17 protein-coding genes and 3 pseudogenes are annotated in these 18,116 nt (G+C 64.5%); 8 read left to right on the top strand and 12 right to left on the bottom strand.

Going from position 1 to position 18,116, the window contains the following annotated elements; translation table 11 throughout:
• Positions 1–27: 27 nt before the first annotated feature.
• Positions 28–1,374, top strand: a complete 1,347-nt coding sequence (locus tag OMK73_RS29495) for a nitrate/sulfonate/bicarbonate ABC transporter ATP-binding protein (protein ID WP_267605148.1) — start codon at positions 28–30, stop codon at positions 1,372–1,374.
• A gap of 34 nt (positions 1,375–1,408) precedes the next feature.
• On the opposite strand, the pseudogene OMK73_RS29485 reads toward OMK73_RS29495, so the two are convergent.
• The 5 genes and pseudogenes from OMK73_RS29485 to OMK73_RS29465 all read right to left on the bottom strand — a co-directional run bounded on the left by OMK73_RS29485 (position 1,409) and on the right by OMK73_RS29465 (position 8,976).
• Positions 1,409–3,960, bottom strand: a pseudogene (locus tag OMK73_RS29485) (FUSC family protein).
• A 40-nt stretch (positions 3,961–4,000) separates the two neighbouring features.
• Positions 4,001–5,805: pseudogene (locus tag OMK73_RS29480) on the bottom strand (M61 family metallopeptidase).
• A 44-nt stretch (positions 5,806–5,849) separates the two neighbouring features.
• Complete coding sequence (locus tag OMK73_RS29475) at positions 5,850–6,839, bottom strand: MDR family oxidoreductase (protein WP_267605145.1); 990 nt, start codon at positions 6,837–6,839, stop codon at positions 5,850–5,852.
• Between the two features lie 81 nt (positions 6,840–6,920).
• Entirely contained in the window at positions 6,921–7,670 is a 750-nt protein-coding gene (locus OMK73_RS29470; RefSeq protein WP_267605144.1) for a DsbC family protein, read from the bottom strand.
• A 44-nt stretch (positions 7,671–7,714) separates the two neighbouring features.
• Positions 7,715–8,976, bottom strand: a pseudogene (locus tag OMK73_RS29465) (UbiH/UbiF family hydroxylase).
• A 252-nt stretch (positions 8,977–9,228) separates the two neighbouring features.
• Between OMK73_RS29465 and ychF the strand changes: the two are divergent.
• Positions 9,229–10,320 (top strand): redox-regulated ATPase YchF, encoded by a 1,092-nt coding sequence (gene ychF / locus OMK73_RS29460; RefSeq protein WP_267605143.1) that lies wholly within the window; start codon positions 9,229–9,231, stop codon positions 10,318–10,320.
• A gap of 100 nt (positions 10,321–10,420) precedes the next feature.
• Here ychF and OMK73_RS29455 read toward each other — a convergent pair whose 3' ends face one another.
• Positions 10,421–10,723, bottom strand: coding sequence for an addiction module antidote protein (locus OMK73_RS29455; RefSeq protein WP_267605142.1), 303 nt, complete (start codon positions 10,721–10,723; stop codon positions 10,421–10,423).
• The gene (locus OMK73_RS29450; RefSeq protein WP_324291776.1) at positions 10,716–11,024 is read right to left on the bottom strand and encodes a hypothetical protein; all 309 of its coding nucleotides are present in this window, start codon (positions 11,022–11,024) and stop codon (positions 10,716–10,718) included. Before OMK73_RS29450 ends, OMK73_RS29455 begins: the two co-directional genes overlap by 8 nt.
• Positions 11,025–11,363: 339 nt before the next feature.
• Between OMK73_RS29450 and OMK73_RS29445 the strand changes: the two genes are divergently transcribed.
• Positions 11,364–11,624, top strand: a complete 261-nt coding sequence (locus OMK73_RS29445; RefSeq protein ID WP_267606562.1) for a type II toxin-antitoxin system Phd/YefM family antitoxin — start codon at positions 11,364–11,366, stop codon at positions 11,622–11,624.
• The gene (locus tag OMK73_RS29440; RefSeq protein ID WP_267605141.1) at positions 11,621–11,881 is read left to right on the top strand and encodes a Txe/YoeB family addiction module toxin; all 261 of its coding nucleotides are present in this window, start codon (positions 11,621–11,623) and stop codon (positions 11,879–11,881) included. Before OMK73_RS29445 ends, OMK73_RS29440 begins: the two co-directional genes overlap by 4 nt.
• Before the next feature lie 129 nt (positions 11,882–12,010).
• On the opposite strand, the gene OMK73_RS29435 is transcribed toward OMK73_RS29440, so the two are convergent.
• A complete protein-coding gene (locus OMK73_RS29435; RefSeq protein ID WP_267605140.1) occupies positions 12,011–12,178 on the bottom strand; it encodes a hypothetical protein in 168 nt (55 codons plus the stop codon).
• Between the two features lie 90 nt (positions 12,179–12,268).
• Here OMK73_RS29435 and OMK73_RS29430 point away from each other — a divergent pair, with 90 nt between their 5' ends.
• Both OMK73_RS29430 and OMK73_RS29425 read left to right on the top strand, forming a co-directional pair.
• Positions 12,269–12,685: a hypothetical protein gene (locus tag OMK73_RS29430; protein WP_267605139.1), complete on the top strand. Its 417-nt coding sequence runs from the start codon at positions 12,269–12,271 to the stop codon at positions 12,683–12,685.
• Positions 12,685–13,416, top strand: a complete 732-nt coding sequence (locus tag OMK73_RS29425) for a hypothetical protein (RefSeq protein WP_267605138.1) — start codon at positions 12,685–12,687, stop codon at positions 13,414–13,416. The genes OMK73_RS29430 and OMK73_RS29425 overlap by 1 nt, the downstream gene beginning before the upstream one ends.
• Before the next feature lie 269 nt (positions 13,417–13,685).
• Here the strand turns inward: OMK73_RS29425 and OMK73_RS29420 are convergent, their stop codons facing one another.
• Complete coding sequence (locus OMK73_RS29420) at positions 13,686–13,970, bottom strand: hypothetical protein (RefSeq protein ID WP_267605137.1); 285 nt, start codon at positions 13,968–13,970, stop codon at positions 13,686–13,688.
• A gap of 557 nt (positions 13,971–14,527) precedes the next feature.
• Between OMK73_RS29420 and OMK73_RS29415 the strand changes: the two genes are divergently transcribed.
• Positions 14,528–15,217 carry a DUF433 domain-containing protein gene (locus OMK73_RS29415; RefSeq protein WP_267605136.1) on the top strand — a complete coding sequence of 230 codons (690 nt, stop codon included), beginning with the start codon at positions 14,528–14,530 and terminating at the stop codon, positions 15,215–15,217.
• Positions 15,214–15,618, top strand: coding sequence for a hypothetical protein (locus tag OMK73_RS29410; protein ID WP_267605135.1), 405 nt, complete (start codon positions 15,214–15,216; stop codon positions 15,616–15,618). The genes OMK73_RS29415 and OMK73_RS29410 overlap by 4 nt, the downstream gene beginning before the upstream one ends.
• Positions 15,619–15,747: 129 nt before the next feature.
• On the opposite strand, the gene OMK73_RS29405 is transcribed toward OMK73_RS29410, so the two are convergent.
• From OMK73_RS29405 to OMK73_RS29395, 3 genes are read right to left on the bottom strand one after another with little or no spacing between them, the layout of a single operon-like run.
• The gene (locus OMK73_RS29405) at positions 15,748–16,410 is read right to left on the bottom strand and encodes a DUF799 domain-containing protein (protein ID WP_267605134.1); all 663 of its coding nucleotides are present in this window, start codon (positions 16,408–16,410) and stop codon (positions 15,748–15,750) included.
• A complete protein-coding gene (locus OMK73_RS29400) occupies positions 16,407–16,769 on the bottom strand; it encodes a DUF4810 domain-containing protein (RefSeq protein WP_267606561.1) in 363 nt (120 codons plus the stop codon). Before OMK73_RS29400 ends, OMK73_RS29405 begins: the two co-directional genes overlap by 4 nt.
• A gap of 41 nt (positions 16,770–16,810) precedes the next feature.
• Positions 16,811–17,440: a CsgG/HfaB family protein gene (locus tag OMK73_RS29395; protein WP_267606560.1), complete on the bottom strand. Its 630-nt coding sequence runs from the start codon at positions 17,438–17,440 to the stop codon at positions 16,811–16,813.
• Between the last annotated feature and the right edge of the window lie 676 nt (positions 17,441–18,116).

Here is an 18,116-nt window from a genome sequence, read left to right as displayed (position 1 = left end):
AGCCCTGAATCTGAACGGAATTCCATCATGGCAAGCCCCACCGCAGACGCAGCCGAATCCGTAGTCGAACTACGCGGCGTCTCGAAAATCTTCCGCACCGCGGACCGCTCCGACCGCGCCGTGCTCGAGGGCGTGGACCTGACCCTCAAGCGCGGCGAGATCGTCGCCATGCTGGGCAAGTCCGGCTCGGGCAAGTCCACCCTGCTGCGCATCATGGCCGGGCTGGTCGGCGCCGATCGCGGCGAGGTGCGCTTTCGCGGGCAGGCGCTGCACGGCACCGCCGAAGGCATCGCCATGGTGTTCCAGTCGTTCGCGCTGTTTCCCTGGCTCACCGTGCAGCAAAACGTGGAGCTCGGGCTGGAAGCCCAGGGCGTGCACAAGGAAGAACGCGCGCGCCGGGCCGAGGCGGCGATCGACATGATCGGGCTGTCGGGCTTCAACAGCGCGCTGCCGCGCGAGCTCTCCGGCGGCATGCGCCAGCGCGTGGGCATTGCCCGCGCGCTGGTGACCGAGCCCGACCTGCTGCTGATGGACGAGGCCTTCTCCGCGCTCGACGTGCTGACCGGCGAGACCCTGCGCGACGAAATGCTCGACCTGTGGGAAGACGGCCGCACCAATATCAAGTGCATCCTGATCGTCTCGCACAATATCGAGGAGGCGGTGATGATGGCCGACCGCATCGTGATCCTGTCGAGCGATCCCGGCCGCATCCGCGCCGAGGTGAAGATTCCATTCCCGCGCCCGCGCAACCGCGACTCTTCCCAGGTGCGCGGGCTGATCGACGAGGTCTACACGCTGATGACGTCGCCCGCCGCGATGGGCCCGCGCGTCACCGCGCTGGCGGCCGCGAGCGATATCGGCTACCGCCTGCCGGATGCCGACATCAGCCAGATGGAAGCCATTCTCGACCTGCTGTGCGAAGCGCCCTTTTTCGGCCGGGCCGACCTGCCGCACCTGGCCGAGGAGGCCGGGCTCACCGACGATGACCTGCTCCCGGCCTGCGAAGCGCTGCACCTGCTGCAGCTGGCCACCATCGAGCGCGGCGACATCAGCGCCACCGGCCTGGGCCGCGCGTACTACGAGACGGAACCGCCCGAGCGCAAGGTGCTGTTCGGCAAGCAGTTGCTGCAGCACGTGGCATTGGCCGCGCATATCCGCCGCGAGCTTGAGCAGTCGGAGGACGGAGAGATCCGCGAGGAACATGCGCTGCGCGAGCTCGAAGCCTTCCTCAAGCCGGACGAAGCCGAGCGCGTGCTGACCCTTGCGATCGAATGGGGCCGCTATGGCGAGGTGTACGAATACAGCTACAACAGCGGCATGCTGACGCTGCCCCGCGAGGAGCAGCCGGCGCCGGGCGCGGGCACGCAGTCCTGATTGGCGCGGCCCGGCGTTCTGGTTTCCTAGGTTCCTAGCGCTCGCGCATGGCCCGGCCGATCGCGCCGGTACGCAGGGCGATCTTGGCGGTGTCCTCGCGCAGCGCGCGCAGGCGGCGCTCCAGGATGGCATTGGCGGTGCGCCCGGTGGAGCTCGCCGTGCTGGCGGTGCCGCCGGCTTCGCTGGCAGCCCGGGTCAGCTCGCCCGAGGCCGCGGCCTGCACCAGCACGTCGGCGCGGCGGCGGTCGGCCGAATCGGCCAGGCGAGCGCGACGCTCGCTGGCGTCTTCGGCCGCGGGCGGCGCGATGAGCGCTTCCGTGGCGATCGCGGCATCGGCGGCGCGCACGGCCTGCGCATTGGACGCAGCAGACACCGTGGACGCCGTGGACGCCGTGGACGCCGCGGACGCCGCGGACGCCGCGGACGCAACGGCAACATCGGCCAGCTCGGCAACACCAGCGCCGGCCGCCCCCTTGGCATCCACGCTATCGTTCGCCAGGTCCGCTGTCTCCGTGGCTTTCACCGGCGCTTTCGCCTGCGCCTTCCCCTTCGCTGGATCCTTCACCGCGCGAATGAAACCCGCCCCCGTCCACCGGCACGATCGTCCTCGGCCAGCCGTTCGTTCGCCAGCTGCAAGCTGTTGGCCGCGGCATCGGTGGCCTGGCGGATGGCGGCTTCGGCGGCCGGCAGGTCCAGCTCGCCATAGTGCTCGCGCACCTGGATGCGCGCCGCGGCCACGTGTGCGGCCACCAGGTAGTTCTGCACGATAAAGCGGTTCAGGTTGTCCACCGCACGATGCCGGCTCTTGGGCTCGTCGAGCATGCGCTGGAACGCCCCGATCAGCGCCGACAGGCTGTCCATGAACTGCTTGCGCTGCACCCGGTAGGCGAAATCGTCCTTGGCCACGCGCAGCAGCAGGTCGCGCGTGGCGGCGATGTAGCGGCGGTTGGCCTGCAGCACGTTCTCCACCAGCGCAGGCAGCGCGCGGTATTCCCAGCTGGGCAGCACGAAGCTGAACACCGAGGCGATCAGCCCGCCGATCACCGTATCGATCAGCCGCTCGCCGGCGACAGTGGGGCTACCCGGCATCAGCAGGTTGATCTGGATCAGCACCTGCACGCAGGCGGCGACAGCGGTATATCGGTACTTGATGGTGGAGAACGCCGTGCTGGCCACCAGCGCCAGAAACAGCACGCCAAGCAGGATCAGCGGCTGGTGCACGACCTTGAGCACGCCTACCGCGATCACGCAGCCGATCAGCGTGCCGATCAGGCGATCGTTGTAGCGCTGCTTGGTCATGCTGAAGTTGGGCTTCAGGATGACGATGATGGTCAGCAGGATCCAGTAACTGTGCGAGACATAAGGCAGATGATCGGCGATCCACAGGCCCGCGCCCACCGCCATGGTGATGCGCAGCGCATAGCGGAACGCCGGCGACTTCCAGTTCAGGTTGTCGCGCAGCACCTTGAGCTCGTAGCGCTGGCGCGTCAGGAATGGCGTCATGTCGGGCCCGGGCAGCACCTTGCTGGGCTCCACCGGCGTGCGCGACGCCTCGTGCAACTGTTCCACCAGCACGATGGCGCCCTTGATCATGTCGAGCGTCTCCGCGACCGCCGTCATTGCCGCCGCGTTGATGTGGTGATGGCGCAGCTGCGCGATCTCGTGCTCGACGGCGCGCAGCTCCTGCCGGTACTCAACGGAAGCGTAGGAGGGCCGGCCGCGCGTGATGTCGTAGGCGATCCCCTCCACGTCCTCGCACATCAGCTGCACCAGCCGGCGCAAGTGATCCAGCACCGGCGTGCCGGCAAAGGTCTGGCGCAGCAGCGGGTAATCGGTATTGGTGGAGAGAATGTACTCGTACAGGTCCAGCATGCGCATGTGAACCTGCACCAGCAGCCCGTCGTGCGGAGTGCGGTTGCCGCGCAGCACCAGGTCCCGCGCGGCCTGCTGGCGCTCGGCCACCACGATCTGCTGGCGCACCAGTTGGTTGAACTGCGCCTCGTAGTCGTAGCCGGCATCGTAGAAGCCCGCCTTGATCTCGAGGTAGCCCGCCATCTCATACAACGCCTCGGCCAGCACCTGCTGCTTGGTGCGCCGCTGCGTGGCCCAGCTCACCACCATCGCGTAGGCCATGTACGCCACCGCGCCGATGCCGAACAGCAAGGAATGCTCGAGCGCGCGCCGCACCACGAAATCCTCGTTGATGGTGAGCGTCATGACGAACAAGGCCGAGAACTGCAATGGCAAGGTCTTGTTGCCGTACACCGTCATCATGCCGGCCATGAAGGTCACCAGCACCAGCACCAGTGGCATCACGCGCGGGAACGGCGTGGCCATGGCCACCAGCAAGGTCACCGCCGTGCACAGCAGCACGCTGGCCAGCATCTCGTTGAACTTGTGGTTGAACGGGCTGGGCAGGTCCATCAGGCTGGTGCACAGCGCGCCCATCGAGACCACCATGGCGGTGGGCAGGTCTGCGAACTGCAGGGCGATCAGCGTGGCGCCGATCACCCCGGTCGCGGAACGCAGGCCGCGAGCCACGTAATGCGAATAAACGAAGGTGCGGGCGTCGTGCGCGTATTGCATGTGGCTGCGTAGGTCCTGTGTTCCCTGCTGGCCTGTTGGCCTACCGGCCCAGCCAGCGCGCGCGCATGGCCTGGCGGCCGCCTTCGGCCGTCACGGTGTACTGCACGGCCGGCTCGCGCGCGAAGGTCAGCGGCAGCACGTGCAGTTCATCGCGACGGAACACATGGCACTCGGCGCTATCGCCGGTACGGTAGCGCGCCAGCAATTTATCGAGCTGGCCCGGGGCCACGCGCAGGCCATCCACCGCGGCCAGCAGGTCTCCCGCCGAGATCCCGGCCCCCTGGGCCGCGCCGCCGTCGAGCACCTGGGTCACGCGCACCCAGCCATCCTCGTTCTTGGTCTTGATGCCGAGCGCGGCGTTGCGCTCCGGCTTGGCCGGCACCGCCTTGATGCCGAAGGGCTTGAGGAGCGCGGCGAGCTGCAGCTCGCCGGTGCCTTCGGTGAGCGAGCGCAGCAGCGCGCCCAGGCGCAGGCCGCTGACCTCGTCGAACAAGGCATGCACCTCGGCCTCGGTCACGCCACGCTGCTGCGCGCCCAGCGCGTAGAAGCCGCTGCCATAGCGCTGCCACAGCGCGCGCATGATGTCGTCGAGCGAGCGGCGGTTGCGGGTCTTGGTGCGGATGGTGAGATCCAGTGCCAGCGCCACCAGCGAGCCCTTGGTGTAATAGCTGACGATGGCGTTGGGTGCGTTTTCGTCCTGGCGGTAGTACTTGGTCCAGGCATCGAAGGAGCTGTCGGCCACGCTCTGCTTGGTGCGGCCGTTGCCGCGCAGCACGCCGTTCCAGGTCTTGGCCAGCAGCTCCACGTACTGCTTCTCGGTGATGCGGCCGCTGCGCACCAGCATCAGGTCATCGTAATAGCTGGTGAAACCCTCGAACAGCCACAGCAGCGGCGTGTAGGTTTCCTCGCGCAGCCGGTACGGCACGAACGCCGCGGGCTTGATGCGCTTGACGTTCCAGGTATGGAAATACTCGTGGCTGCACAGCCCGAGGAAAGTGCGATAGCCCTCGGTGGCCTCCTCCTTGCCGCGCGCCGGCAGGTCGGCGCGCGCGCACATCAGCGCGGTGCTGGCGCGATGCTCCAGGCCGCCGTAGCCATCGGTCGTGACCATGGTCATGAACACGTAGCGGCGGTTGCTGTCGAGGAAGGGCGCGGCCTCGGTCTTGGGTTCGAACAGGCGGATCTGCGCTTCACAGATCTGCTTCAGGTCGCGGCACACGCGCTCCAGATCGAGTTGCGGCACATTGCCCGTGAACACCACGTCGTGCTGGGCGCCACAGGCGCGGAAGCTGCCCATGGTGAAGTTGCCCATCTCGACGGGGTGATCGACCAGCTCGTCGTAGTCTGCCACCTGGTAGCGGCCGAAGCCGTAGCGCTTGGCACCACCGCGGCCTGGCGCCTCGCGCATGGCCGTGGCGACACGCCAGCCGGCATAGGCCTCGCCGTCGGGTGCATGGATGTCGACCGTGCAAGGCTGGTCTTCCTGCCCTTCGGCGCAGAGGAAGACCGAGCTGCCGTTGAAGAAGCCGTGCGTGGCGTCCAGGTGCGCGGCGCGCACGGACAGGTCCCAGGCGTAGACCTCATAGCTGAGCGTAAGCGGCCCGTCCACCGGTGCCGCCTGCCAGCTCTGCTTGTCCAGCTTGGCCAGTGCCACCGGCTTGCCGCCGGCATCCGCGCGGATGCGCACGATATTGCGTGCGAAGTCGCGGATCATGTAGCTGCCGGGAATCCACGCCGGCAGGTAGAACAGCTGGCCGGCGGGATGGGGGCGTCTACCGTGACGGTGACGGCGAACAGGTGCGCTTCCGGTTGAAGCGGGGCAATGGCGTAATGGATCGGCTTCATGAGCGTGATTGTAGCGCCATGCCCGGGCCCGACCCCGCGCCGGCTCAGGCGTTGACGTTCACCACCACGCGGCCGCGCATGCCGCCGTCGACGATCTTGCGCCCGGCCTCGATCGCCTCCGACAAGCCGATCTCGCGAGTGATGGCGCGCAGGCGATCCGGCACCAGGTCCTGCGACAGCCGCTGCCAGGCCTGCTCGCGCAGGGCCATCGGCGCCATCACGCTATCGATGCCATAGAGCGTAATGCCACGTAGGATGAAGGGCGCCACCGAGGCCGGGAAATCCAGCCCTTGCGCCAGCCCGCACGCCGTTACCGCGCCGCCGTAACGCACCTGCGCGCAGGCATTGACCAGTGTGTGCGAGCCCACCGAATCCACCACCGCGGCCCAGCGCTCCTTCTGCATCGGTTTGTTGGGCTTGCCTAGTTCCGTGCGGTCGATCACCTCGGCCGCGCCCAGCGCCTTGAGGAAATCCGCCTCGGCCGTCTTGCCGGTGGAGGCCACCACGCGATAGCCCAGCTTTGACAGGATGGCGATGGCCACCGAGCCCACGCCGCCCGAGGCCCCGGTCACCAGCACCTCGCCATCGGCCGGCTTGACGCCCGCGCGCTCCAGCGCGAGCACCGACAGCATGGCGGTATAGCCGGCGGTGCCGATGGCCATGGCCTGCTGCGTGGTGAACGCGTCCGGCAGCGCCACCAGCCAGTCGCCCTTGAGGCGGGCGCGCTGCGCCAGGCAGCCCCAGTGCGTCTCGCCCACGCCATAGCCGTTGAGCACGACCTTGTCCCCGGCCTTCCAGCGCGCATGGGTGGATTCCAGCACCGTGCCGGCACCGTCGATGCCAGCCACCATCGGCCACTTGCGCACCACCGGCGAGCGGCCGGTAATAGCCAGCCCGTCCTTGAAATTGATGGTGGAGTAGTCGACGGCCACCAGCACATCGCCCTCGGCGGGCAGGCTGGATTCTTCGAGCGCGGTAACGGCGGCGTGGGTGGCGCCGTCGGCCTGGGTCAGCAGCAATGCCTGGAACGTCATGGAGTCTCCTTTGGATCTGTGATCAAAGACGACCGGTCGGCTCCGGCACGCAGCACCGGGAAGGCCTCCGGCGCGATGTGCTTACTTCTTCAGGCTGGCGAGCTTGCGCTCGAGCGTGGCGGCGTCGGCAGCGCCGGGAATGCGGGTGCCGTCCATGAAGAACACGGCCGGGGTGCCGGTGATGTTCAGGCTCTGGCCGAGCGCCAGGTTGTCTTCCACCGGCGTCTTGCAGCTGCCGTTGCCGGTCAGCGCCACGTGGCTGATCATCCAGTCGCGCCAGGCCTTGGTGCGGTCTGCCGCGCACCACACCTGCTTGGCCTTCACCGACGAATCCGGCGACAGCACCGGGTACAGGAAGGTGTAGACCGTGATGTTGTCCATCTGCTGGAACGTCTGCTCGATGCGCTTGCAGTAACCGCAGTTGGGGTCGGAGAACACCGCCACCTGGCGGCTGCCATCGCCCTTGCTCCACTTGATCGCGCGCGCCAGCGGCAGGTCCGACCACTTGATGCGGTTGATGTCGGCCAGCCGCTCCTCGGTCAGGTTGGTGCCGGTCTTGGAGTCCACCATCTCGCCGTTGATGATGTAGCGGCCGGTAGCATCGGTGTAGACCACCTGCCCGCCGATATTGACCTCGAACAGGCCGGGCACGGGAGTCTTGGCCACGCTCTTCACTTCAGCGCGCCCGCCCAGCATCTTTTGCATCGATTCCTTGATGCGGTCGGTGCCGGGCTCGCCCGCCGCCATGGCGTGCAGCGCGAAGCCGGCAGCCGCGATGCCGCCGACGATGGTGGCGGACAAGGCGGGACGGCGGCGCAGGAATTGCAACATGATGACTCCAGTAATTCGGGTGATTCGGTTCGCGTGGGCGGGGTTCAGCCCAGCGCGCGGCCGATAAGAAAACGCTTGAGCAGCGACTGGCCACCCACGACCCGCATGCCGGTATTGCGCACCGTGCGCGCCACACCGCCAGGCAAGGAAAACAGCCGATGCAGGCCATCGGTAGCCGCCGTCAGCGACAACAGATCGGTGGCGCGCGCCCGCTCGTAGCGTCGCAGCAAGCGCAAGTCGCCTTCTGCGCGGAAAGACTCTTTGTCGGCCATTACGCGGCCAAGTTCCGCGACATCGCGCAAACCGAGGTTCATGCCCTGACCTGCCAAGGGGTGCACCACATGGGCGGCGTCGCCCACCAGCGCCACGTGCGGCTGCACAAACTGATCGGCGCGCTGCAGCACCAGGGGAAGCCCTGGGCCGGCGTCACGCAGCGCAGCGCGCCAAACTGGCGCCCCACGGCGCCGCTGGCGGCCTGCATCACGGTGTCGGCCAGCGCCTCGGGCGACAGCGCCAGCAGATCGCTCGCGTGGGCATCGTCAGCCGACCACACCATCGACACGCGCCGTCCCGGCAATGGCAGCAACGCCAGGATCTCGCCGTTGGCCGGCTCCTCGTCAGCCATCAGCTTGGGCGGCGTGCCCAGGAACCACTGCCAGGCCGTGTCCTGGTGCGGCAACTCGCATTCAAAGTTGGCCACCACGCCAAGCTGGCGATAGTGCCGCTTGGTGACAGGAATATGGCATTGCTCGCGCACCCACGAGCGCGCGCCATCGGCGCCCACCACGCAAGCCGCGCGCACCTTGCCGCCGCCGGCCAGGGTCAGCGTCACGCCGTCATGGTCGCGCGCGAACGCGGCGGCGGTATCGTCATGCCAGTGCACCTGGTGCTGGAAGCGCAGCGCGGTATCGAGCACGCGCTCCACATGGCCGGATTCGATGATCCACGCCAGTTGCGCAACGGTGGCCGCGTAGGCCGAGAAATGGAGATCACCGGCGCCCGAGGCATCCGCCTGTGCGGCGCTTGCATCGCCGAAGACACGCATGTCGCACACCGGCTGCATCCGCGCAGGGTCCAGCGCCTCCCATACGCGCAACTGCTCCAGCAAGGCTTGCGAGCTCGCCGAGAAGGCGTAGATACGGCTGTCCCACTGGCCAGGATCCGGCGTAGCAGCGGATGCAGGCAAGCGCGGCGCAACCAGCGCCACCTGCATGCCCTGCTGGGCCAGCAGCAACGCGCAAGCCTTGCCGACGATGCCGCCGCCAACCACGGCAACCTGGAAATGGGAGGGAGATGGACGAGTCATGCGTGGATTATAGCCACCCCGGCATGACGGCTTTGGTGCGCCCTCGCGCCCAGTTCAGCGCAACCTCCGGCGCGGTTACAATAGCCATCTTTCCGATGGCAATTCCAGCACAAAACCGGTGAGCATCGCCCCGCTTTGGCTGTCTTGTCTCGTGCTGAGCTTTCCCCCTCTGCGTCCTTCACCGCTGCGCTGCCAGAGCGCGCCGGACGCACCCAGGGTGAACCGCAACCCATTGATTTTTAAAGGTTTACCATGAGCCTCAAATGCGGCATCGTCGGCCTGCCCAACGTCGGCAAGTCCACGCTGTTCAACGCCCTGACCAAGGCCGGCATCGCCGCCGAGAACTATCCGTTCTGCACCATCGAGCCCAATGTGGGCGTGGTGGAAGTGCCGGATGCGAGGCTCGCCAAGCTGGCCGAGATCGTCAAGCCCGAGCGCATCCTGCCGGCCGTGGTCGAATTCGTCGACATCGCCGGCCTGGTGGCGGGTGCGTCCAAGGGTGAAGGCCTGGGCAACCAGTTCCTGGCCAACATCCGCGAAACCGACGCCATCACCCACGTGGTGCGCTGCTTCGAAGACGAAAACGTGATCCACGTCTCCGGCCGGGTCGACCCGCTGTCCGACATCGAGGTGATCAACACCGAACTGGCGCTGGCCGACCTCTCCACCGTCGAAAAAGCCCACGCCCGCTACATTAAGCCCGCCCGCGCCGGCGACAAGGAAGCGCTGCGCCTGGTGGCCGTGCTGGACAAGGCCCAGGCCGTGCTCAACGAAGCCAAGGCCGTGCGCACGCTCGACCTGTCCGACGAAGAATGGGCCGCCATCAAGCCGCTGTGCCTGATCACCGCCAAGCCCACCATGTACGTGGCCAACGTGCGTGAAGACGGCTTCGAGAACAATCCCCACCTGGATGCCGTGCGCGCCCACGCCGCCAAGACCAAGTCGCCGGTCGTGGCCGTCTGCGCCGCCATCGAAGCCGAGATCGCCGACCTCGACGACGCCGACAAGGCCGAATTCCTGGCCGACCTCGGCATGGAAGAACCCGGCCTGGACCGCGTGATCCGCGCCGGCTTCACCCTGCTCGGCCTGCAGACCTACTTCACCGCCGGCGTGAAGGAAGTCCGCGCCTGGACCATCCACGTGGGCGACACCGCCCCGCAAGCGGCCGGCGTGATCCACACCGACTTCGAACGCGGCTTCATCCGCGCCCAGACCATCGCCTATGAGGACTTCATTACCTACAAGGGTGAGCAAGGCGCGAAGGAAGCCGGGAAGATGCGCGCGGAAGGGAAGGAGTATGTGGTGAAGGATGGGGACGTGATGAACTTCTTGTTCAACGTCTAAGATCCTGATCTGCTGTCTGCCGGTTGGATTCGGCGGATGGCAAAAAGCCCCGCAAGGCATGTGTGCCTGCGGGGCTTTTTGTTTTTGAGGCGTCGGTCTGCTATGCGTGAGTGCCGGCGTCCGGCAAAGTCGTAAGCTTCACGCCGAGAGCATGCAGGAGCTTCATGATGGTGTCGAAACGCGGCTTGGCACCCGGAGCGAGTGCCTTGTAAAGACTCTCGCGGCCAAGGCCGGAGTCGGCCGCCACTCTGGTCATGCCACGCGCCTTGGCGATGTCCGCAATAGCGGAGATAAGCACTGCAGTGTCACCCTCCTCCAGGGCTGCATTCAGGTACTCGGAGATCATTTCCTCGCTGTCGAGATAGTCCGAGGCATCGAAGCGTGCGACTTCGACCTTATTCATGATGACTCCTTCTTGATCGTTTTCCACATTTCCTTAGCTCGCTTGATGTCGGCTTTCTGAGTCGACTTATCGCCACCCGAAATGAGCAGGTAGGCCACAGCGCCTTCACGGCCGTAATAGATGCGATAGCCAGGGCCAAATCGATCCGCATCTCCGACAGGCCCTCGCCGATCGGCTCCGAATCGCCAAAGTTGCCTTGTTCGGCCCGCTTGAGACGTGTAAGGATCTTGGCCCTGGCCTTCAGATCCTGAAGAGCCAGGAGCCAAGCGCTGAATTCAGCTGTGCGGTTGAGCGTGGTCATGGCCTCCAATCGTATCCAATTGGATACGAATGTCAAGGACAAGAGGAGATTGGGAACAACGCAAGGATCGATGTGTTTTCGAATACTCCAATAATGAGCGCCGATTCCATTGGGCAATTCCGGCACGGCAAGGCCGCCGGGCCCATCTCGCCAATGACGACGACCAGTCTGTTCGTGCCTTTCGCGGCGAGCGCCGCTGGCTGGGTCCGGCAGGCGACGAAGGGCCCGCAAGACGTGCATGCGGCGGGGTTTCTTGGAAGCTGGTTGACTTACGGGCGCTGGTTTCAGTCATTAACGCAAGCTATACTTGTACGTGTAATTGTACAAGTTGGAGTGACCATGCGCACTGTACATTTCTCCGATGCACGCAACAATCTCAAAGCTGTGATCGACCAAACCATCGACGACGCGGACGCGATCCTGATCACCCGCCGCGACGCACCCAACGCCGTCATCATGTCGCAGGAGCACTACGACAGCCTGATAGAAACGCTGCACCTGCTGCGTTCGCCTGCCAACGCAGCACGGCTGGCCCGCTCCATCGGGCAACTCCAGCGCGGGCAGGCCATTGAGCGTCCCCGGCCCGAGGAAGATGAGTGAGCCGGCCCGCGCTCTTCACGCCCGATGCCTGGGAAGATTACCTCTACTGGCAAGGCCAGGATCGCAAGACCCTCAAACGCATCAGCAAGTTGATCAAAGATGCGCAACGCACGCCGTTCGAGGGAATCGGGAAGCCCGAACCGCTGGTGGGCAATTTCACAGGTTTCTGGTCACGGCGCATTGATGACACCAATCGCCTCGTCTATGACGTGATCGAGGACCGGATCAACATCGTCGCTTGCCGTTACCATTATTAAGAAAGTGCCCTCGCACGACCGGACGCCCGCGGGAGCTTTTGTTTCCGGCCGCGCATGACTCCCTTGAGCAACCGCCGCTCGCGGAGGGCTGATTCCGTCCCGCACCTTGGGGACCCGGGCCCGCCCTGATCATGAACCCGAGCACAGCAACATTGAAAACTGGCTATAGGATGCGATCTGCTCATGCTGTTCTTCACCCCGCCTCGCGAACACTTCTTCCGCCCACTGACCCACGATGACCGGGAACTGTGCGCAGCCGTGCTGCGCGCCGGTGATGCGCAGCCACGGCCGCTTCATCGATCAGGAGTTATTCAGCCCCAGTGCGTCTCAGGAGGGAATCCTGCGCGCAAGCGCAAAGTAGACTGATCCCTATTTGATCCAATCAGCATGAGCGAATACCAATACTACGAATTCGCGGCCATCGACCGGCCGCTGACTCGCGCCGAGATGGCGCAGTTGCGCACCGTCTCCACGCGTGCCCAGATCAGCCCCACGGGGTTCGTCAATCACTATGAGTGGGGCGACCTGAAGGCCGATCCGGCTGACTGGATGCGGCAGTATTTCGACGTCTTCGTCTACACGGCCAACTGGCGCAGCTGCCGGCTGGCGCTGCGCGTACCGCTCTCCACGTTTGGCAAGGCGGAACTGAAGCCTTTCACTATCCGGCATGCCTCGACCGTTGAGGCAAACGGAGAGCACTGGATCTTTGGCTGGTCGCACAACGACAGCGAAGAGTATGACCGTTTCGACATGGAAGACGGTAGCGGCTGGATGCAGCGCCTGGCCCCCTGCGCGCCGAGCTGATGCGCGGCGACCTGCGCCCGCTTTACCTGGGCTGGCTGGCCGGATCCCCTGACCTTGAGGACGACGCGCTGGAGCCGGAGGTGCCACCCGGCCTGGCGACACTGTCGCCGCCGCAGGAGGCGCTCGTCGAATTCCTGGAGATCGACCCCGACCTGCTGGCCGCCGCCGCGGCAGCGAGTGCTGACGTTTCGCCGGGCGACGCCGAGCAGGATGATCGCATCGACGCGTGGCTAGACGAATGGCAGCGAGAGGAAATGACTGCCGTGATGAAGTTGCTCGCCCAAGGGCTGGTACACCAGGCCGAACGCCAGGTGCGGCTACGTCATGCGGCCTGGCTGAAAGCACAGCGCGTTTCACCGTCTTCCTCGGCGCAGCGCACCCTTGGCCATCTGCGGGAACTCGCCGAAGCGGCCAGCATTGCGCGCCTGAAGCGCGAAGCGAAGGCGCAAGCCAAGCAGGAGGCCGCACGCCGCCGAAAACGCGAAATGCAACTGAGGCTGGTGATGAACGATGTGGACAAGCGCTGGGTAGCCATTGATGCGCAGGTGCAGAGGGGCACGGCGTCGGCCTATGACGAGGCAACGAAGGCGCTGTCAGAGCTGGCGGACGGCTATGCGCTCACGTCAAGCACTGAAGCATTCGAGATCGCGCTGCGGCAACTCCTGGCTTCCCACGCCAAGCGCGGCGCCCTGTTGCGCCGCTTGCGCGATGCGGGGTTGTGCCCGACATGAGCACCCTTTGAGAACAAGCCGAGACGGAGAACTTGCAGATTGCCGGGCTGATCGGCTCGATCAAGGCTTGGCTTCGCCCAGTGTAGCGACTCGGGACCGCCACTTCCGCGCGAATTGGCCAAATAGGCGGGATGGCTCGCCGGCAGGGTGAGAATCCATGCGCACGAAAACAAACGGAAGCCCCGGGGCGACCAAACGCCTGCGGGGCTCCTTATTTCACGAGACTGCTGACGCAGCCCGCTCGTGGAAGCCCGCCATCGGATCACCCATCACGCGTCCCCCTCAAGGTCCCGCAGGACCGCGAGTTCGCTCAACACCAGCGTCTCCTTCGCAAGCACGGCCGCCAGCGAGAGCAGATGGCCCTGAGTCTCTTCAGTCAGATTGGCCAATGTGCCGCCGGCAGCGTTCTCGATGGCGACCGACAGCAGCGCGTTGAGCTGGGCAGCCTTTTCAGCGGCGAGGCTAAGCGGGCTTTCGGATGCAGCGTGCGCGGTCACGAAGATATCGCGGCCGGTCTGCTCGGCGCTGATGTTGTAGTGCGGGTGCTTACACATTGGATGCCCTCCGCTGGGATGCGCGCTCGCGCTGACAGACGAGAGGAGTTTTGGGAAATGCAGATTGCCCTAAATGGGCGAGCGAAAACTGGGGCATGCAGATGCCTCCTACGTTGCGGTTTCAACTCCGCTCCCCGACGCCAATCGGGGTGGGCGGGCGCAAGGCAGGGTTGGCGTACCAGAACGTAGGAACCGGCGAGCCCGAAGGCTCCCCGCCCAGGCCCGCCCATAGGGACGTGCGAAGGCACGACGGAAAAACCGCCTGGCGGCGGCTATCCGCCTACGTTTTCGGGACGCCAATCCCGGTCGCTGTGGTTGCAGCGACTCATCTAGTATAGCGCTGGCCGCGATGATCTTGCGCTTTCCTGAGGCATCGACTGCCGACTCCACGAAGACCCGCAAACAAAGCTTGGGGCTCCTCCCCGATAGACTTACGCGAGTCATGCACTGGAGAGTGTTAACGAAAACATGACAACAGCAGGTCCACTAAGTCGCTAAAATATCCGGATTCGTCGCCGGCATTCAGCTGGCAGGACACTACGATGGAAGGAAGGGCAATGATGAAGTTGACTGGCATTGGCCTTTACACCTTCCATGAAGCTGCGAGGCTCACCGGCATCCCCGTGCGCGACCTGCGGCGCTGGCTAGACGGCTATGCATATCGGGACAAGACGACCCGGCGTGCGGTTCCGGTTGCTCCACTTTGGGAGTCCGAACTGGCGGAAGCGGACGTGGATGGCATCAGTTTTCATGATTTGCTGGAAGCCCGATTCGTCCGAGCGTTTCGCCAGCACGGCGTCAGCCTGCAAACGATTCGCTTGGCCAGCCGCAAGGCACGCGAGCTTTTTGCCCTGCCGCATCCCTTTACCTCCCGCCGGTTTCAGACGGACGGCCGCACGATCTTCGCGTCGACAATACAGGAATCTGGTGAGACTGAGCTGCTGGACTTGGTGAAAAGCCAGTACGCGTTTCAGAAGATCATCGAGCCCTCTTTGTATCGTGGCATCGAATTCGGTGCGGACGATGCCGCTGCACGTTGGTACCCGACGCTGCGCAGCAAAGCCGTGGTATTGGATCCTGAAATCGCCTTCGGCAAGCCCATTGTCACCGATGGCGCCATCAGAACTTCGATCCTCGCCGAGGCATTCCAGGCTGAAGGCGACAAGCAGCTTGTTGCCAGGTTGTATGAAGTGCCTGTTGCCTCGGTGGAGGCAGCAGTCGCCTTTGAAGAACGCCTGGTAGCGTGAAGTTCTTCGCTGACAACAATCTCTCTCCGGCGCTGGCACGGGCACTCCACTCGCTTTCCGAACCATACGGGCACTCCGTTGCTCCTTTGCGAGACCGCTTCCCACAAGACACAACGGATGCAGCCTGGATCGACGCTCTCTCGCAAGAAGGTGGATGGGCGGTCATCACGCACGACAAGCTGAACAAGGGCCTCGAGCGAGAGGCATTGCGCCGTGCGGGGCTGATTGCCTTCTTTCTCGACAAAAGCTGGTCAAACCATAGGTTCTGGGACATTGCGCACAATCTGGTGCGGTGGTGGCCACGGATCATCGAGCAATCTGAAGGTATCAAAGGCGGTGCCGCCTTCAGGCTTCCCTTCAACTTCTCAGGCAAAGGGCAGTTCGAACAAGTCAAGCTCTAGGACTGCAGCGATAGGCGCCGTCGCCGCGCCACCCACCCAACAAAAAGCCCCGCCAGGCCACAACCCGCGGGGCTTCCCAGACACAAGCGGCAGCTCACGCCAACCGCTCTCACGCAAGCACCAACACCCTCAATCCGTCCCGTACCTGGGATTGCGCGGCCCATACAAGATGCTGCCCGGACGCCCGGCCGACAACAGCCGCGCGCTTGTCACCCCCGCCACGGGATGGCCGGCTTCGGTGACACTGTTCAACACCTGCTTGACCGCTGCCGTGATCAGCGCGCCGATCAGCCCGCCGCCGGCATTGTTGTTGCCTTCGTTGTTGGAGGCCGATGCGCTGCCGCTCCACAGGGTGGCCCCGGTCTTCAGGTCGACCAGCCTGGCGCTGGCGGTGACGACGGTCGCACTGCTGATGACCATGTACGACGTGCCGTATTTCGATACGGTGATATAGAGCGCGGCGTCGGCACCGAAGATCTCGCGCAGCTTGGCCGGCGGGACCTGGTGGATGTCGCCGGCGGTGGTCATGCCGTTCTGCTTGAACGTCTCGTCCACGAGCGTGACGGGCAGCACGTAGTAGCCGGATTCGGCGAGGGGATAGGTGACCTGGGACAGCATGCTGTAGGTCGCCTTCACATCGGGCGATTCATTCAGGGGCGGCAGTACCACGATCGAGCGCGGGCGGCTTTCCTTGAAGGCGCTGTAGTCGACGTTCTGCCGGGGCGCAGCGCAGCCGGCTGCAAGCACGGCGACCGCCGCGGCGGCGAATAGCCGTTTGAATAGAGACATCATTTCTTTTCCTCTCCCCGCTTGACGTTCTTCATCAGGAAATCGACGTAAGCTGCCGACTCGGGGAACAAGGTCTTCTCGGTCTGGAATTCCTGCGCCATCTGGTCGTCCTTGCCGATGCCGGCATACAGCAAGCCCAGGTGGGCGTGGTAGCCCGGTGGCGGCGTAGCGCCTGCGGCCGTGATTTTCTGCATGTCGCGCTCGAGCGCTTCGATCTGCGCCTGCTTCGGCTCACCCTTGAAGTACTCATAGACCTGCGGCTGGTAACTTTCCCACTGATACAGGGTCTTGGGCGCCGTGCAGCCCGCCAGCAGAATGGTTCCCGTCAAGGCCAGCGCAGCTGGGCGCCATGGCCGATACATCTTTTGCTTTTTCACTTCTTCTCCTCTTCAACAAACCCGCATTACGGATTGCCCGGCTTCCACGCGCCGCTTTCGATGCCGGTGATCAGGCTGGTGACGGCCTCGCGCATGGCCAGGTCGAGCACCTTGCCGTTGAGCGTGGAGTCGTAGCTAGACGTGCCGCCAAAGCCGACGACCTCCCGCGTGGACAGCGCGTACTCGCCAGCGCCCTGGGCGGAGAAGACGACCTCGGAGGTGGCGATGTTGACCACGTTGAGCGCGACCTTGGCGTAGGCGACCTGCGACTTGCCTCGGCCGAGAATGCCAAAGAGTTGCTGGTCGCCAACTTCCTTGCGCCCGAATTCGGTCACGTCGCCAGTGACGACGTAGTCGGCGCCCTTCAGGCGCTGTGCCTGGCTCTTGATCGCGGCTTCGCGCTTGATCTCTTCCATGTTGTCGCGATCAAGCACGTTGAAGCGGTTGGTCTGCTGCAAATGCGTGATCAGCACGGTCTTGGCCTGGCCGCCCAGCCGGTCGACACCATCGGAGAACACGCCTCGCATATAGCTCGAACGGTTATCGAACTTGCCAACGGCAATCGGGGTCCGCACGCCGGCATAGGAACGGCTGGCGCTCTCCACCTTCTGCACCGGCAGGGCGGTCGATGTCTCCGTGGCGCACCCGCCGAGCATGGCGAGCAACACCGTTGCCCCTACCAGAGGGATTGCGGTCGCTTTTTTCACTAAGATTTCTCCTACTAGTCGCGGGTCATGAAGCAAAAGATTTCCGCGCGCTTGGAAGCGGCCACGGAAATCCGGATACCGAATTTGTTATCGACCGCCGGGGACACATCCAACACCCCCTTTGGTTGGATGTACAAAGCTTGGGGGCCACCGAGTCCCGGACTTGCCAGGCCCATCGCAGGCTCACCCCCTGGTGAACTAGAGACTACTGGAATATTTGCAAGGTAAATCCAACAAATGTCATTGGAATTAAACAGGCGCAAGGACAGCGGCGTAGCCAGCGCCCGCCCTCTCCCCGGCCCCTCTCCCACAAGTGGGAGAGGGAGCCAACCAGCGGGAGAGTCAAAGCATCACTCGGTGTAGCCGTGATTTCCGTCGCCCAGGCGGAAATCACCAAAGCGCGATGCGAAGCGAGCCGTGAAGGTTTGAATCTCCCGTTATGCGACGAGGAGTCTTTCGCCGCATCCGGGTCGCCTTCTTTGCCTACTTTCTTGGCGAGAGACAAGAAAGTAGGTCGCCTCCCCGCGGGGGAGGTGAAACTGCCTTTGACTTTGAGCTTTTGAGCTTTTGACGTTAAGCAGTTGCTTTTGAAGTTAGGCAGTTGAATTTGCAGTGACGCAGCAAC

Origin of the sequence: Cupriavidus sp. D39 (assembly GCF_026627925.1) — a bacterium.
Taxonomy (GTDB): domain Bacteria; phylum Pseudomonadota; class Gammaproteobacteria; order Burkholderiales; family Burkholderiaceae; genus Cupriavidus; species Cupriavidus ulmosensis.
The sequence above is the reverse complement of the archived record's forward strand: the minus strand, read 5'-3'. Positions and strand labels throughout refer to the sequence as shown.

What these genes read in the sequence shown, in the direction of transcription:
- OMK73_RS29495 (WP_267605148.1), top strand. Translation starts at nt 28, where the DNA reads ATGGCAAGCCCCACCGCAGACGCAGCCGAATCCGTAGTCGAACTACGC.
- OMK73_RS29475 (WP_267605145.1), bottom strand. Translation starts at nt 6,839, where the DNA reads ATGACGTTCCAGGCATTGCTGCTGACCCAGGCCGACGGCGCCACCCAC.
- OMK73_RS29470 (WP_267605144.1), bottom strand. Translation starts at nt 7,670, where the DNA reads ATGTTGCAATTCCTGCGCCGCCGTCCCGCCTTGTCCGCCACCATCGTC.
- ychF (WP_267605143.1), top strand. Translation starts at nt 9,229, where the DNA reads ATGAGCCTCAAATGCGGCATCGTCGGCCTGCCCAACGTCGGCAAGTCC.
- OMK73_RS29455 (WP_267605142.1), bottom strand. Translation starts at nt 10,723, where the DNA reads ATGAATAAGGTCGAAGTCGCACGCTTCGATGCCTCGGACTATCTCGAC.
- OMK73_RS29450 (WP_324291776.1), bottom strand. Translation starts at nt 11,024, where the DNA reads ATGACCACGCTCAACCGCACAGCTGAATTCAGCGCTTGGCTCCTGGCT.
- OMK73_RS29445 (WP_267606562.1), top strand. Translation starts at nt 11,364, where the DNA reads ATGCGCACTGTACATTTCTCCGATGCACGCAACAATCTCAAAGCTGTG.
- OMK73_RS29435 (WP_267605140.1), bottom strand. Translation starts at nt 12,178, where the DNA reads ATGAAGCGGCCGTGGCTGCGCATCACCGGCGCGCAGCACGGCTGCGCA.
- OMK73_RS29430 (WP_267605139.1), top strand. Translation starts at nt 12,269, where the DNA reads ATGAGCGAATACCAATACTACGAATTCGCGGCCATCGACCGGCCGCTG.
- OMK73_RS29425 (WP_267605138.1), top strand. Translation starts at nt 12,685, where the DNA reads ATGCGCGGCGACCTGCGCCCGCTTTACCTGGGCTGGCTGGCCGGATCC.
- OMK73_RS29420 (WP_267605137.1), bottom strand. Translation starts at nt 13,970, where the DNA reads ATGTGTAAGCACCCGCACTACAACATCAGCGCCGAGCAGACCGGCCGC.
- OMK73_RS29415 (WP_267605136.1), top strand. Translation starts at nt 14,528, where the DNA reads ATGATGAAGTTGACTGGCATTGGCCTTTACACCTTCCATGAAGCTGCG.
- OMK73_RS29405 (WP_267605134.1), bottom strand. Translation starts at nt 16,410, where the DNA reads ATGATGTCTCTATTCAAACGGCTATTCGCCGCCGCGGCGGTCGCCGTG.
- OMK73_RS29400 (WP_267606561.1), bottom strand. Translation starts at nt 16,769, where the DNA reads ATGTATCGGCCATGGCGCCCAGCTGCGCTGGCCTTGACGGGAACCATT.
- OMK73_RS29395 (WP_267606560.1), bottom strand. Translation starts at nt 17,440, where the DNA reads ATGCTCGGCGGGTGCGCCACGGAGACATCGACCGCCCTGCCGGTGCAG.